Raw genomic sequence first — 14,742 nt, 5'->3', positions numbered from 1 at the left:
GCGCCGCTTGGTGGACCGCGCGGCTCGCCGGGTGGATCGTCTCGAGTACCCGGAAAATGACGAAGGCCCGTGTCCCCAATCGTGGAACACGGGCCTCGCGAAACCGGATCAGCGCCTGCGAATGGTGCGCTGCACCCCGCGCATCTTGGCGCCCGCGGGCATCGGACCCTTCGGCAGCGCGGGCCCGCTGCGCGAGCTCAGGGCGGCGAGCCGGCCTTCGATGTTGTCGATGCGCTTGGTGTCGATGTTGCGCGGCAGCTTGGTCAGGTAGCGCTGGAGTTCCTTCAGCGGGACCTGGCCTTCCTCGTTGCCGATGATGACGTCGTAGATCGGGGTGTCGCCGATGAGCCGCGCGGTGCGCTTCTTCTCCTGGGCGAGCAGCGCCTTGAGCCGCTGCGGCGAACCCTCGCCGACGAAGATCACGCCGGGCAGGCCGATCACGCGGTGCACCGCGTCCAGCTGGGTGGTCGCGGCGACGCCGTTGCTGACCCGCCACTTGCCCTGCAGGTTGTCGAGCACCCACGCGGCCGCGCCCGCCTGGCCCTCGGCCTTGGCGTAGACGTTCTTCTGCACGCGACGTCCGAAGACGATGAACGCCACAAGCACGCCGAGCAGGATGCCGATCGGAAGCAGGAACCACTGCAGATCGAAGACCAGACCGATCACCAGGAACAGCACGGTGATGCCGAGCACCGCGCCGATCATCAGGGGCAGCAGGAGCTTGTCTTCCTTGCGCTGCATCTGGAACGCCTGCCAGAGCTGCTGGCGCCGCTCCTTCGACGCCTTCTTGCGCGCCGCCTTAGCCGCGGCCTTCGCTTCCTTCGACGGTGTACCGCCCTTGCCTGCTGCCATGTGTTTCAGAATAGTGGCCGCCGAGCTCGCCATTCGCGCCGGGACGGCGGTCGTATTCAGGCCTTGGCGTTTTCCCGGAGCGCCCCCGCGATCTGCGACGGCATCGGCTCGTGCCGCGCGTAGGTCCGGCTGAAATCCCCGGTCCCGTGCGACAGCGAACGCAGGTCGATCGCGTAGCGGCTGAGTTCCAATTCCGGCACTTCCGCGCGGATCCTGGTGCGACCGGTCCCGTGCGGTTCCGTGCCGAGCACCCGTCCGCGACGGCTCGACAGATCGCTGAGCACCGGCCCGAGGTAGTCGTCGGAGACCACCACCCAGACCTCGGCGAACGGCTCCAGCAGGTCGATGCCCGCCACGGCCGCCGCCTCACGCAGCGCCAGCGCGCCCGCCGTCTGGAACGCGGCGTCGGAGGAGTCGACCGAATGCGCCTTGCCGTCGAAGAGCGTGACCCGCACGTCCACCAGCGGATACCCCGCGGCCACCCCGCGCGCCGCCTGCGCACGCACCCCCTTCTCCACCGAGGGGATGAACTGGCGCGGCACCACGCCGCCGACCACCTTGTCCACGAACTCGATCCCCGAACCGCCGGGCAGCGGCTCCACCTCGATCTCGCACACCGCGTACTGCCCGTGCCCGCCCGACTGCTTCACGTGCCTGCCGCGCGCTGTCGCCTTGCCCGCGAACGTCTCTCGCAGCGCGACCTTGTGGTCGACGGTGTCCACCTGCACCCCGAACCGGGTGCGCAGCCGCTCCAGCGCGACATCGCGATGCGCCTCGCCGAGACACCACAGCACCAATTGGTGTGTCTGGCTGTTGTTTTCGACGCGCAGGGCGGGATCCTCGGCGGCCAGCCGCGCGAGTCCCTGCGAGAGCTTGTCCTCGTCGGCCTTGCTGTGCGCGCGAATCGCGATGGGCAGCAATGGATCCGGCATCGGCCACGGCTCGATCACCAGCGGCTTGCCGGTGCCGGAGAGGGTGTCTCCGGTCTCCGCGTGACCGAGCTTGGTGACGCAGGCGATGTCACCCGCGATGGCCTCGCCCAGCGGACGCTGTTGTTTGCCGAAGGGCGCCGTCACCGCGCCGACGCGCTCGTCCACGTCGTGGTCCGGATGCCCGCGATCGGCCAGACCGTGCCCGCAGACGTGCACGGTGTCGTCGGCGTGCAGGGTGCCGGAGAAGATCCGCACCAGCGAGATCCGGCCGACGTAGGGGTCCGACGCGGTGCGAATGACCTCCGCGGCCAGCGCGCCGTTCGGATCGCAGGCCAGCGGTGTCGGCGCGGCGCCGTTGGTCGCGGGCGCCGCCGAGACGATGTGTTCGGTCGGCGCCGGAAATCCGCCGGTGATCAGGTCGAGCAACTCCATCGTGCCCAAGCCCTGCCGCGCACCTTCCGGCGCGGGTGCGCCGAACAGCACCGGGTGGAAACTGCCGCGCGCCACCGCGCGCTCCAGATCGGCGACCAGCGTGTCGAGCTCGATGTCGTCGCCGCCGAGGTAGCGCTCCATGAGCGACTCGTCCTCGCTCTCGGCGATGATGCCCTCGATGAGCCGATTGCGCGCCTCGTCCAGATCGGCGGCCTGCTCCGCCGACGGCGCACCGCGCACCCCTTCACCGGAGGCGTAGTCGGCGACGCAGTTGGGCAGCAGCTCGATCAACCCCGTGACCGGCCGATGACCGTCCACGCCACGCGGCCCGTACACCGGCAGATGCAGCGGAAGGATGTTCTCCGACGCTCCGCCACTGAGCACGTCACGGCACGTCTGCACCATCTCGTCGAAGTCCGCGCGCGCGGTGTCCAGGTGCGTGATGACGATCGCCCGCGGCATGCCGACGGCCGCGCACTCCTCCCACAGCGCGCGCGTCGCCCCGCTCACCCCTTCGGAGCCCTCGGCCGCCGAGATGACGAACAACGCCGCGTCCGCCGCGCGCAACCCGGCACGCAACTCGCCGACGAAATCCGCGTATCCCGGCGTGTCCACCAGGTTGACCTTCATCTCCTGCCACGCCACCGGCACCACCGACACCTGCACCGACCGGTGCTGCCGATGTTCGATCTCGTCGTAGTCCGACAGCGACGTGCCGTCCTCCACCCGCCCCGCGCGATTCACCGCGCCCGCCGTCAGCGCCATCGCCTCGACGAGCGTCGTCTTCCCCGCCCCGCTGTGACCGACCAGGACCACATTTCGAATGCGTTCCGGCCGATCCACCGTCACCACTCTGCCGTTGCCTCCGGCAGGTCCACTCGATTTGTCCACCATGTGTCACGCTTCCTCGCCTCGACACCGCGGTTGTATCGAGCTTCCCACCATCGGCAGGTGTGCGTCCACGAATCGGGGGAGAAGGGGGGAGGAGCGGGGTGCACGATCCGCGGGTCCGAGGTGGTCGAACAAGATCGTCTCGGCAGCGCTGGGAACATCCGCGATCGACAGCGACAGGTGGCTTGTGCCACCTGTTTTGGGGCTGGAGGGTGGGTCGCTCCATCGGTAACGTCTGTCCGGTTTCATCCGGGTAGCCGAAATCGAGGACAATGTCGAGATATCGCACGCTGACCGCGGCACTGACCGCCGCGGCACTCACCTTTCCGCTTGCGGCGCTATCGGCCGTCGCGCACGCCGAACCCGGCCAGTACGCCCCGACCATGCTCATCCTGGACGCGTCCGGGTCCATGCAGCGGCCCGACCAGGGCGCCACGATGATGGACTCAGCGAAGCAGGCCGTGCGCACCTTCGTCGACTCCGCGCCCGCCGAGGCACAGGTCGGGCTCACCACCTACGGCACGGGCACCAGCAACGACGAGGCCGACAAGGCGACAGGCTGCCGCGACGTCCAGATCCTGCGGCAGCCGAACACCCTCGACAAGACCGCGCTCACCAGCGCCGTCGACGGTATCCAGGCTCGCGGCTGGACGCCCATGGGCACCGCGCTGCGCCAGGCCGCCGACGCCCTGCCGTCCTCGGGGCCGCGCTCGATCGTGCTCGTCTCCGACGGTGACGACACCTGCGCGCCGCCCGACCCGTGCGACGTCGCCAAGGAGCTGAAGCAGAAGGGTGTCGATCTCGTCGTCCACTCGATCGGTTTCGCCGTCGACGACAAGGCGCGCGCCCAGCTGACCTGCATGGCCCAGGCGACCGGCGGTACCTATAGCGACGCCGCCGACGGCGCTGCGCTGGAACGCATTCTGCCCCGGGTGAGTTCGGCCGCCCTGCGCAACTACCAGGCCACCGGCACGCCCATCACCGGCACCGACGGCTACCAGACCGCGCCAGTCGCGAAGCCAGGTCAGTACCTCGACACCATCGGCCAGCACGAAAAGCGTTTCTACGCCGTGGATTTGCCCGCGGGCGCGACCGCCTACTTCACCGGCATCGTCTCCTTCCCTCGAACGACCGGCGTATCCGTCACCGACGACATGGGCGTGCTGGAACTGCGCGTCTACGGCCGCGACGGCACCGATTGCAACGTCAGGGAACGGGAGCTGGAGACCGGCGCAAGCGACGGTGTCGCGCTCACCGTCAGCAGCACCTTCGAGGGGGCGGCCGCGACGCCGTCCGGCGGCAGCTCGGACAAGTGCAAGGGCGCAGGCCGGTACTACTACGAGCTCAACTGGGACATCGCACCGCAGGGCGCACCCGCACGATTGCCGGTGGAGATCCTCGTCGGCATCGAACCCGGTGTCACCGATCCGGGGACGACCACGCTCGGCGAGCCCACGACGTTCACCGCCCCGGCGGGGACCGCGCGGCCGGTCAGCGGTGGCGGGTCGTTCACCGTCGCATCGACGCTCGACGGCAGCGGCAAGTACACCGACACCGTGCGATCCGGCGAGTACGTCTTCTACAAGGTGCGGCTGGACTGGGGCCAGGGCCTGGCCTACCGGGTGCGCTTCGCCGAGACGGGCGGGGCGGGGTACACCTCGGCCGCGAATGTAGAGACCACGCTGTACTCGCCGCTCGGCCGCCGGGTCGACTCCGACACCAACGCCTACACCGGCCGGACGGCCGCCGAGCTGGAACTCGCGTCGGTGCCGATCCGCTACGCCAACCGGGACGCCAACGACTCGGAGGTCCAGCGTCAGTCGGTGGCCGGGTGGTACTACATCGCGGTCAAGGTTGGTCTGCCGTCCGGCGCGACGGCGATGCCGCCGACTCCGGTCGAGCTCGATCTGACTGTCGCCGGTACGCCGGAAGCGGGACCGACTTACGTGACCGGCAGCGCCGACGTCCTCGGTGAGGAGTCCGGGCCCCGCGCCGATCGGCCGGTGGCAGTGAGCGGTTCGAGCTCGGATACGCCGTGGGCTGTGGTCGGCATCGGTGTCGGCGTGGCCGCGTTGGTCGGCATCGGGGTGGCGATCTGGTTCGTCGCCCGGCGTCGCGCTTGATCCGTCCCGAACCCGCTGGCGCCCGAATTGCCCTGGGTGCCAGCGGGTTCGGTGTTTCGGGCGTCAGGCCGAGATCGTCCCACTCCAGGACGTGAACGACCGTCCCTTCGACTGGCAGGTGAAGCTCCCGTGGAACCCGCTCTCACAGCGGGCGCCCGCGTACTCGATGTAGGGGCCCCACTGGCCGTTCCCCGTCTTCACGTCGTTCAGCGACGGATTGCCGCCGGGCAGCGTGTACGTCGCCCCGGCATCGAACATCGGGTGCGCGGGCAGCCACGGCTGGTCGATCACGATCTCGTTCACCGTCAGCAGGAAGGGCAGGAAGCTGTACTGCAACCGCGTCGGCGACCCGAGATCGCAACCGACAGTGCCGTTGTCGTAGATCGCGCAGTTCGTACTGCCCGCGCTGAAGTACACCGGCCCCGGATCGGCTTGGGCGGTCGCCGCCATCACCACCGGCGCCACAGCGGCGGCCGCCGCGACCCCGGCGATCTTCCTCACGATGCGTTTCATAGGTAGATGCTCCTCGGACTGGATGTGGCCGAACAGGTCGTCGGGTCTGTCGAACCCGGAAAGGTATTCGTTTCAGTCGGCAGGATCGGACCGGCGTCGTCGGAAGCGGGCGGACTCCGGAACGTGCGACGGGCGTGTCTCGCCGACATGCCGACCTTGTCGGCCCTCGTGTCGCCAATCCCCTGTTCTTGCAGTGCCTTTCGATTCGCCGTCGGGCGCGGCGACGAATAACGTTGAACCGTCGATTGGTCTGGGACGCGATGGAGGTGGCCGCCGATGTTGGTCATCGACGAACGAACGGCGATACCGGGAGCCGAGCATCGGGTGCTCGAGTGGATCCGGACATGGACGGGTCAGTACGTCATTGTGGGACTGGCCATCTCGGGCTGCCCCCTCGGGCATCGAGACGAGGGAGCGCTGGAAGCGGACCTGGTGGTGATCACGCCCCGCGCGGTGGTGGTCCTGGAGACCGTGGACATGGTTCCCGAGGCGAGTTCCGGAACGCTCACCGTCGAGGCCGACGGCCGCTGGCGACTGCCGGGGTTCGACGGAGATCCGATCCGTGCTCGAGACGCGAGCCCGTTCGACCGCGTTACGAACAACGTCGCGAGCCTGAAGGCGGTGGTAGACCTTCGCCATCCCGAAGCGTTGGTCGACGGCTTGATCGTCGTCGTGCCGCCGCGGGAATCCACCGTGGTCTTGGACGTCGAATCGCGGCAGGGATGCGGTGTCGTGCTCGGCTCCACACCGAGCGAACTGCGCGCCTGGTTTCACCGCACCGCGGGTAGGCGGTTCGTGTGGACCGCCGAGGATGTTCACGCTCTGCTGACAGAGCTGAATGTCGGTGAGTGGGTGCTGGTGGAAGACCTTGTGGCCGAGGGCTTTCCTCGTGAGCGAAAGCGACTCGCCGATGCCGTACCGGATCGGCGGCCGAGGGAACAGCAAACGCCTTGGATCGAGCCCGATCCCGACGTCGAACCGCTCCGGCCGCCACGGAGGTCCGGCGGCGGCACCGGACACGCGCCCTTGATCGAACCGGAGGACGTGCCCCCGATCGAACCGGAGGATGTGGAGTCGGCGGGAGACGAATTCGGCGAAGACGCGCCCGATCTCCCGTACGCGACACACTCCGCGGTCGACCGGGATACCCAACGGACGTCGCGTTCCGACGGGGCCGAGATGCCATCCTCGTCGGCGACCGCGGTCCTGGTCGAGGACGCCCCCAACCCGGTGAGCGTCGACGTTCCCGCTCCCACGCCGCCGGAAAGCCCTGCGGAACCGCAGTTCACCGACCGTTGGTCGTCCTGGATACTGCCGGAAACCGAAAGCCCTGTCCTTCCGCGTGCCGCCGCCCCATCCCTCCCCAGTCGGATCTGGGACACGCCCGAGATCGAGCCGAAACCGTTGCGCCGCGTCTCGACAGTCACTCCGGAAACGCGGCGGAGCGCGATGGTCCTCGGACGGGCGATTTCTCCTTCGAGAACTTTCGAGTCCCTCAGGGGTTCGATAGCGCTCGACGGGCATCGTTTCCAGCAGTTGGCCGCCTGCGCGGTTATCGCCGCGACTCTCTGCGCGGTCTGGCTGATGGCCTCTACATGCTCCGCACGGACCGGAAACGCGGTCGAATCACCGCAGCCCGTTCCGCAGTCGGAAGTCGTCCCGCCGCCCGCGCAAGTCGCCGAGCAGACGGGCGCGATGCCTTTGCCGCCTTTGTGTTTGCCGTTCCCGCCGGACTGCTGACGGCGACGCGTAGGCGTTCGAGCACGGTCTGGCACTGCGCTGCCTGGTGGAGCGACTCTGAACCCTGCGCGAAGTCGACCGCGCCGGAAACAATCCGACATTCGCCGACGAGTGCCTCTCAACCTTCCGCGGCCAACAGCACCACGCGGTCGACGGCGGGATCGAACCCGAGAATCGGACACTCGCGAAACCCTTCCGCCGTCATGATCACCGGCTTGCCCAGCCGCCGCCCGACCGCACTCAGGAAGCCGCACAGGATATCCAGCCGATCCTGCCCCTGAAGTTCCCTCAGATCGACATCGAAGTCGATCTCCTCCGCCGAATACGCACGAAAAATCGCCAACATATCCGGCACAGGCCTGACATACACCTCTACGCACTCACCCTCGGCCGAACGCGAGAACACCTCGGCCGCCGAAGGAAACGGCAAGCGCGCGAACCCTTCCCGATATTCACACCCCCACCCACTCTCCCGAACCAGATCGAACAACGACTGCCAATCCTCGACAGACGTGCCCGGAACGTGAACATCCGGAAGAACACCACCGTCACGCGGGTCGAAATGGGTTGCCACCTCCTCCCACGACAAACTCGTCACACCCGCACAACCCCGCACCGACCTCATCGCCGTCCCCCTCGGAACCGAGGAAGCCCCCCGCCCCCTCCTCCTCTCTTGACCCGACACCCCACCTGCCTCCCCTTCCGCTGCCCCTCCCGCCGCTGCCCGCCACCAGCGGGAATATCCTCACCCGCGTTGTCCCTGTCATTCCTCATGCTCAGGTTGGACGCACCAACTCCGCGCTCGGTTCCATCACATCGACCGCACTGCCTGGGGACTCGGCGTCCCGCCTCGACCGCACCGGCTCCTTCCGCCCGTTGAAGGGATGCGTGTTTCAGGGTCGTTCGCGATATGTGTTCTGGCAGACTTGTGCGGTGCTCGTCACGAGGGGGACCACACCATGGTGTTGACCGCGCGATTTCAGCCGGGAGCTTCCAGCCGTCCGTTCGTCGACCGTGTACCGGTCCTGACCCGATTCGACGAGCTGCTGGCCGAAGCCGCCGAACATCCCCGGGTCATGCTGCTCAGCGGTGTCGGGGGAATCGGTAAGTCACGATTGATCACCGAGTTGCGCAGACGGGTCGACAAGAAACATCCCGCGGCGGTGCTCGATCTGCAGGTGCCGAGTCACCGTCAGGCCGCCGAAGGGCTCGCCGTCCTGCGCGTTCAGCTCGGCGCGCAGAAGATCAAGTTCCACCGGTTCGACATAGCGTGCGCGGTGTTGTGGCAGCGCATGCATCCGCATCTGCGCCTCACTGCCGATTCGCTCGCACTCACCGAACACAGCGAGATCCTGACCGAAATCCTCAACGACGCCACGGGAATTCCGGTCTTCGGCACCGCGACCCGGCTGCTCGACCTCGGCGCCCGGCGGGCTGTCCGTACACACCGGATTCGTCATGATCCGGTCCTCCAAGAGCTCGACCAACTGAGTCTCGCGAGCCTGGAGCAAGCCGTTTCGTACCTGTTCGCCGAGGACCTGAAGGCCGGCACCCAAGGCAAGGAACCCTACGTCATCTTCCTGGACGCCTACGAGGCGTTGATGGGTGGCACCGATCGTGAGGGCCGCGCCGCGGCGTCCGACGCCTGGTTGCGCGATGTCGTCGCGCAGCTGGACACCGGCCTGGTCGTGATCGCCAGCCGCGAGCCGTTGGGTTGGGAGCGTCACGACCCCGAGTGGACAGCCCGCGTGCGGACCGTGCGGGTCGACGATCTGCCCACCGACGCCCGATTCGAACTACTCGACTCCTCGGGAATCGAGGGCTCCGCCGAGCGCGCGGCCATCGCGAGATCGAGTGCGGGCGTGCCGTTCTACCTGCACCTGGCCATCGACGCCTGGAATCGAGCAGGATGGGTGGCGCCCGCCGAACTGGTCTCCCCGGAGGTGATTCTCGAACGCTTCCTCCAGCACGTGCGCCCAGAGGAGGTGCGGACGCTGGAATTGCTCGGTCTGCCAAGAACTTTCGATCAAGAGATATTCACCACCGTGACACGGCGATTCGAGTTGCCCGGTCACGTCGCGGCGTGGAAGTCGTTGATCGCGTACTCGTTCGTGTATGCCGCCGATGAGAGTGATGGCGGCGAGCGCTACCAACTACACCAGCTGATGGTGGCGGCGCTGCGGCGGCGCTTGGACGCCGAGGTTGCGCGAACTCTGCACGCGGTTCTGCACGAGCACTGGCTCGCGCGCGCGGAACGACCGACCGGACGAGTCTTGGCATTACGCGAGGCGGGATACCACGGTGTTCGGGCGGGAACTCTGTCCGCGGTGGCGCTGCTCGAGTACACCGATCGGATCGTCGCGGTAGGCGGAAGTCAGGGCATCGGCGGCGTTATCAGCGATCTACACCGCTATCTGAGCGACTCGCGTGAGAACCTGGCACGTATGGCGGAGCTCTCGGAACTCGAGCGGTGCTTGGAAGCGGAAGCGGCGCTGTTGATCGGTGACGCCAAGCAAGCCGAGCGGCTTACCCACGATGTCCCCTTGGACGGGAGCGGACCGATCGCGGAGCGGCTCGCCGTCGCCGCGGCGAACGCGCGCCGCATTCTCGGCGACACCGACGACGCCTTGGCGATCTACCAGGAAGTGTGGTCGCGGGGAACCGGGCGGGCCCGACTCGACGCCGGACTGTGGGCGGCGGACCTGCACATGTGCCAGGGGCGATTCGGCCAAGCTCTTGCCATGTGCGAGGAACTCGTGTCCATGGCCGACCCCGACGACCACGCGTTCCTGGGAGATGTGGCGCGGTTGCGTCATCTCACCTATCGGCTGTCGTTCGATACCGACAGGGCCGCACAGTATTTGGCCGAGGCCGACGCACACTATCGAGCCGCAGGCAGCGTCGTCGGCCAAGCCAACGTCGCGACCAACGTCGCCGAACTCCAAGCCCTCACCGACCCGTCACTGGCGATAGAAGCCGCCGCGACCGCCATAGCCCGGCAACGCGAGCTCGGCGCACTGCACGAGCTCGGAAAGGCATACACTGCAATGGGTTTGGCGCGGTTGGCACTCGGCGAACTGGACGCCGCCGAGCAGGCGCTCGCCGACGCGTGCGAGATCCTCGAGCGTGCCGGCTACCGATCGGGCCGTGCAAGGGCCGAACTGTTCCGCGCCGGGGTCTTCCCGCGTCGCGGTCAGCGCGAGGAAGCTCTGCGCAGCGCGCGCTGGGCGATATCCGAGTTCGAGGGCGCGAACGTCTACCCGGGACTGGTGCTCGTGGCACGAGCGGTACTGGCGCTGCTCGGCTGGACGGAACCCGACGTCTCACAAGCGGCCGCCGCCGCCCGATTGCTCATCCAGCCACCGACACCTGGGTTGAGGATGGATCAAGGTGCCGCACAGCTGATCTCGCGTGTCCTGGGCATCGATGCCGACGAGATGTACACCCGAGCGCTCGCGCAGACGCAGTCCGCTGCGGGGTACTACAACCACAACGTCCGACTCGACAGCCCGATCGGCGCGGTGAACGTGCGGATCGCCGTCGACGGCGCCGACATGATGGATCTGCGGCAGTGGCCCGAACCCGCCGTCCTGATGGCGATCGAGCCGTTCGTCGTGTCGGCGCCGCGATTGCGCTGGGAATCGGTCCAGCCCGCCTACCAGATCCACGACCACATCGACGGCGACCTGCTCGATCGAATCGCGCCGCGCGGCACGGCTGTTCCGACCCATGTGCCGGGCGACGTGGCGATGCTGTTCGCCGAGCTGCGGCGAATTCCGCGGGAAATGCTGCCGCCGGTCGAGGACGGGTGGGGCGATGATCCGGCGGCGTTCGGTCGGCGGTTGTCCGCCGTCACCGCGCGGGTTTATCGCGAGAGCAGTCCGGCCTTCGGCGAGCTGTACCGGCGACTGGGTGTGCCCGAACGGCCACTCGATGGCGTCATCGACGCATGGAACTCCCTCGAGCCCAGGCCTTTTCGAATGGTGCACGCCGACGTGCATCGGAAGAACATGATCCTGCGGGACGGGCGCGTCGTATTCCTCGACTGGGAGCTCGCGGTGTACGGCGACCCGCTGTACGACGTGGCGACCCACCTCCACAAGATGGGCTACCTTCCGGAGGAGCAGGAAGCGTTCCTCACCGCGTGGACCGCCGCCGAACCCGAGGCCGCCAGCGGCGAGTGGTCGCGTGATCTGCGGATCTATCTCGAACACGAGCGGGTGAAGTCCGTCATCGTCGACGCGGTTCGGTACAGCAAGGTGATCGCGCAGGGGAGCGCGGGTGTGGAGAGGGAAGCGGCGTTGGTGGCGAGCATGGTGGGGAAGTTGCGGCTGGCTCGGGAGGTATGGGGGCAGAGCGAGCCGGTCGACGCGGACATGGTGGAAGAGGCTTTGCGCGAACGGTATTGAGCGCCGCGAGGTGCCCGGCATCGAACCGCCTCCGTTCGGGATAGTGGCAAGCCCGCTGCTGTCGAGAAGCTGTACGCCCGCAGGTCCGTTCGGCGCCGATGGAACCCACCAGCGTCGACCAGCGCCTATCCTGACAGAACCACTGCGCGCGGAGAGGGCGGGGCATGAGCGCATTTCATGAGATTTTCGTGCGAGCTGGCAAGAGTGACGCGGAAGTCATTCGGGATATTGGACTCGTAGCTGGCGTCGAGCTGCATCTCGATCATACTTCGGGCGACGCACCGATTCACCGTGCTGTTGTCGAACACTGGGTCGTCGAAGTAGAAACCGCCCATGATTACGAGGATGACTTCGGTATTCCTTTCTCGAAATACCCGATTGTAGTAACGATTCGCGACCTCGAGGGAAACAAGCAGCGAGAAGAATCGGTGGCGCGCTCGATATTCGACAGTTTTGCGAGCGTCGGCGAATACAGCGAGTTACTGGTATTCGACCTGCATAAGCTCTTGGCTACGACGGACAAGCGTTAGAGTTTCCGGATTCATCTACCTCAAAGCCGCCGCATCGGTTCGGAAGGTGGCGCGGTGGTATGTCCCGTTGGCCGGGTACTGTGGCACGGTGGGGGAGGAATTCAGGGAACGTTCATACGAGGTGCACGGATGGCCGACCGACCGGTCGGCGTGTACTGCGTCGCAGGAATACATTCGGATCCGTACCGCTGCGGGTGACGGCCCCCGCGGTGCACTCGGCGGTGCTGGTTTGGACTTCCAGGCGCAGATCTCCGCGATCTCGACCTCTCGGATGCCTATCTCGCGGTGGCTGATCTCGACGGCGTCAACCTCGCTGGAGCCGACCTCGACCGGGCCACGCTGCTCGGTACGAAGCTGAAAAACGCGGACCTGTCCGGTGCCTACCTCCATAAGGCCGAAGCGGACGGGTCTGAAGCAGAAGGCGTCAACCTGTCCGGCGCGAACCTCTTCCGGTCCAGCTTCGTGAAATCCGATCTGCGCCAGGCGAATCTGCGCGGATCTGAACTGAGTTCCACCAACTTCCGGGGGGCCGATCTTCGCGGTGCGGATCTCCGAGGATGCCACTTCGGCCCAACGCCTACCCGCTTGAGTGAAGCGCAGCTGTCGGGTGCCAAGGTCGCCGATAGCCGCGGTGAGGTGCGCGGCCCGGTGCTGGTCGACGATCAACTCCTCGCGGGGCGGCAATTGGAGGAATGGTTTGCCGCCAGGGGCGCCCCCGAATTACGTGTGGTGGAGTGACACCCGGGCTGAACGCGCACCTGGGTCATATCCCAACTGTGCATGGCAGACCATGGATATTCAGCGGCGATCTCGCGGTGCGGGGAGGCGGCGTGCCCGCTGGGTTACGGCGGTCGTCAAGTCGGTGTAGCCGTCGACCAGTTCCGCGAGTCGATACCAGGCCGCGTGCACGATCGGATCGGCCGGATCGACTGTCATCAGCAGGTGGTAGGCGCGCACTTGGGCTTCGGCGAGCCGGTCGATCACCGCGCCGAGCGTTTCGGTGTGCAGGGTCGCGGTGGGATGCGGGTCCGGTGAGTGGTTGGCGACCCACAAGTCCACCGCGAAGATGAGTTCGACACTGCTGCTCCGACACTCATCGACTGGCCCGGTGAGTCGGACCTCATACAGCAGCCCGAGCTGGTGGGCGAGCTGCGTAAGCGGGTGGACGCCGACGTGATGACCACGGATCGCCGACAACATCGCCTCACCGGCGGGGAACAGCACCGCAACGGCCCGTTCGGTGCCAGACAGCTCTCCCGCGATTGCGACTGGATTTGATAGGGCGCGCATCGGTCATCACCACGCGATCGCGGGGTTGGGGCGGGCAATGAACTGGCAGGCCACGGCAATCACCGAAGTCCGCGACGGCAGCGACTGGGCGTCCACCGGTTGCGAGACCCAAAACTGCCCTGTGGGGTGATCGGTCATCGGAAGCCACACCCGCTGCCCGGATTCGAGAATCCGAACCCCGTGTTCCTTGAGCTGGGCCGGCGACCCCAACTCGCGATACACGTACGCCACCTCGTGAGCGGAGTAGCAACGCTCGACCATCACCGTTCCTTCCGGTGACGCCCACTCGGCGCCGGCACAGTCGGCACGCGCATCTTGTAACCGCGTCGTTCCGACTCTGGCAGTTGGGCGTCGGCCCGGCCGGCTTTCGCCGCTGCGCTGAACGCAATGATGGCCGTCAGCCATCCAGCTGCTTGCGGCTGAACTGTGAGATGGCCGTCCTCTCGGTAGCGGACAACGGTCGTGGTCATTCGTGCTCCTGGACTATTCGATATTGGAATACGGACGGCGCGAGTAGTGGCGTACGGTCGGCGCGCGCCAGTCGGCGCGCACTGGATCGGGAGGAGAACGCTGTGAGCGCGACAGTGACCAAGCGGCACAAGCTGATCGGGGACGTACACTTGGTGTTGGTCGACGATCAGGGGCGGTACCTGTTCGGGCGGCGAGCAAATACGGGATACGAGGACGGAGCCTGGCACTTGCCGTCCGGTCACCTCGAGTCCGACGAGTCGGTCGTCGACGCGCTCGTTCGCGAGGCCGCCGAGGAGATCGGGGTGGTGATCGCCCCCGAGGACGTGCACTTCGCGCACGTAATGCACAACTCCAGCTCCGGCGGCCGGGCCGCGTTCTTCTTCATGGTTCGCGCCTGGGCTGGAACTCCGATCAATCGGGAACCGGAGAAGTGCAACGCGCTGGGATGGTTTGCCCCCGGCGAGCTGCCCGATCGGATGATCGGGTATTGCCGGGCGGCGCTGGGTTCGATCGCTGTCGGCGAACCGTTCTCGGTCTATGGCTGGTAGGCATGTCGGTC

The 14,742-nt window shown here is 67.0% G+C and carries 11 protein-coding genes and 1 pseudogene; 6 read left to right on the top strand and 6 right to left on the bottom strand.

Features of this window, described 5'->3' with window-relative positions; translation table 11 throughout:
- Nucleotides 1-108: 108 nt before the first annotated feature.
- Both NAM01S_RS16060 and NAM01S_RS16055 read right to left on the bottom strand, forming a co-directional pair.
- Nucleotides 109-852 (bottom strand): DUF4191 domain-containing protein, encoded by a 744-nt coding sequence (locus NAM01S_RS16060; protein ID WP_067786202.1) that lies wholly within the window; start codon nucleotides 850-852, stop codon nucleotides 109-111.
- Nucleotides 853-908: 56 nt separating this feature from the next.
- Nucleotides 909-3,110 (bottom strand): elongation factor G-like protein EF-G2, encoded by a 2,202-nt coding sequence (locus tag NAM01S_RS16055; RefSeq protein ID WP_067785935.1) that lies wholly within the window; start codon nucleotides 3,108-3,110, stop codon nucleotides 909-911.
- A gap of 269 nt (nucleotides 3,111-3,379) precedes the next feature.
- Here NAM01S_RS16055 and NAM01S_RS16050 point away from each other — a divergent pair, with 269 nt between their 5' ends.
- The gene (locus NAM01S_RS16050; protein WP_067785933.1) at nucleotides 3,380-5,230 is read left to right on the top strand and encodes a vWA domain-containing protein; all 1,851 of its coding nucleotides are present in this window, start codon (nucleotides 3,380-3,382) and stop codon (nucleotides 5,228-5,230) included.
- A 63-nt stretch (nucleotides 5,231-5,293) separates the two neighbouring features.
- Here NAM01S_RS16050 and NAM01S_RS16045 read toward each other — a convergent pair whose 3' ends face one another.
- Complete coding sequence (locus NAM01S_RS16045; RefSeq protein ID WP_084482989.1) at nucleotides 5,294-5,743, bottom strand: hypothetical protein; 450 nt, start codon at nucleotides 5,741-5,743, stop codon at nucleotides 5,294-5,296.
- 276 nt (nucleotides 5,744-6,019) lie between these two features.
- On the opposite strand from NAM01S_RS16045, the gene NAM01S_RS16040 reads away from it, so the two are divergent.
- Nucleotides 6,020-7,483 carry a nuclease-related domain-containing protein gene (locus NAM01S_RS16040; protein ID WP_067785931.1) on the top strand — a complete coding sequence of 488 codons (1,464 nt, stop codon included), beginning with the start codon at nucleotides 6,020-6,022 and terminating at the stop codon, nucleotides 7,481-7,483.
- Between the two features lie 118 nt (nucleotides 7,484-7,601).
- On the opposite strand, the gene NAM01S_RS16035 is transcribed toward NAM01S_RS16040, so the two are convergent.
- Nucleotides 7,602-8,057 (bottom strand): hypothetical protein, encoded by a 456-nt coding sequence (locus NAM01S_RS16035; protein WP_255284314.1) that lies wholly within the window; start codon nucleotides 8,055-8,057, stop codon nucleotides 7,602-7,604.
- Nucleotides 8,058-8,442: 385 nt separating this feature from the next.
- Between NAM01S_RS16035 and NAM01S_RS16030 the strand changes: the two genes are divergently transcribed.
- From NAM01S_RS16030 to NAM01S_RS37305, 3 genes and pseudogenes are all read left to right on the top strand, one after another.
- On the top strand, nucleotides 8,443-11,892 hold the full coding sequence (locus tag NAM01S_RS16030) for a phosphotransferase (RefSeq protein ID WP_067785927.1): 3,450 nt from the start codon (nucleotides 8,443-8,445) through the stop codon (nucleotides 11,890-11,892).
- 164 nt (nucleotides 11,893-12,056) lie between these two features.
- On the top strand, nucleotides 12,057-12,422 hold the full coding sequence (locus tag NAM01S_RS16025; protein WP_067785925.1) for a hypothetical protein: 366 nt from the start codon (nucleotides 12,057-12,059) through the stop codon (nucleotides 12,420-12,422).
- A gap of 252 nt (nucleotides 12,423-12,674) precedes the next feature.
- A pseudogene (locus NAM01S_RS37305) lies at nucleotides 12,675-13,160 on the top strand (pentapeptide repeat-containing protein); the annotation flags it as partial.
- Nucleotides 13,161-13,220: 60 nt separating this feature from the next.
- Here NAM01S_RS37305 and NAM01S_RS16015 read toward each other — a convergent pair.
- Both NAM01S_RS16015 and NAM01S_RS16010 read right to left on the bottom strand, forming a co-directional pair.
- A complete protein-coding gene (locus NAM01S_RS16015; protein WP_084483003.1) occupies nucleotides 13,221-13,622 on the bottom strand; it encodes a DUF4254 domain-containing protein in 402 nt (133 codons plus the stop codon).
- 96 nt (nucleotides 13,623-13,718) lie between these two features.
- Complete coding sequence (locus NAM01S_RS16010) at nucleotides 13,719-13,934, bottom strand: hypothetical protein (RefSeq protein WP_157107756.1); 216 nt, start codon at nucleotides 13,932-13,934, stop codon at nucleotides 13,719-13,721.
- Nucleotides 13,935-14,284: 350 nt separating this feature from the next.
- Here NAM01S_RS16010 and NAM01S_RS16005 point away from each other — a divergent pair, with 350 nt between their 5' ends.
- Nucleotides 14,285-14,731, top strand: a complete 447-nt coding sequence (locus NAM01S_RS16005) for an NUDIX hydrolase (protein ID WP_253798861.1) — start codon at nucleotides 14,285-14,287, stop codon at nucleotides 14,729-14,731.
- Nucleotides 14,732-14,742: the final 11 nt, after the last annotated feature.

Source organism: Nocardia amikacinitolerans NBRC 108937 (genome assembly GCF_001612615.1).
GTDB lineage: Bacteria > Actinomycetota > Actinomycetes > Mycobacteriales > Mycobacteriaceae > Nocardia > Nocardia amikacinitolerans.
The sequence above is the reverse complement of the archived record's forward strand: the minus strand, read 5'-3'. Positions and strand labels throughout refer to the sequence as shown.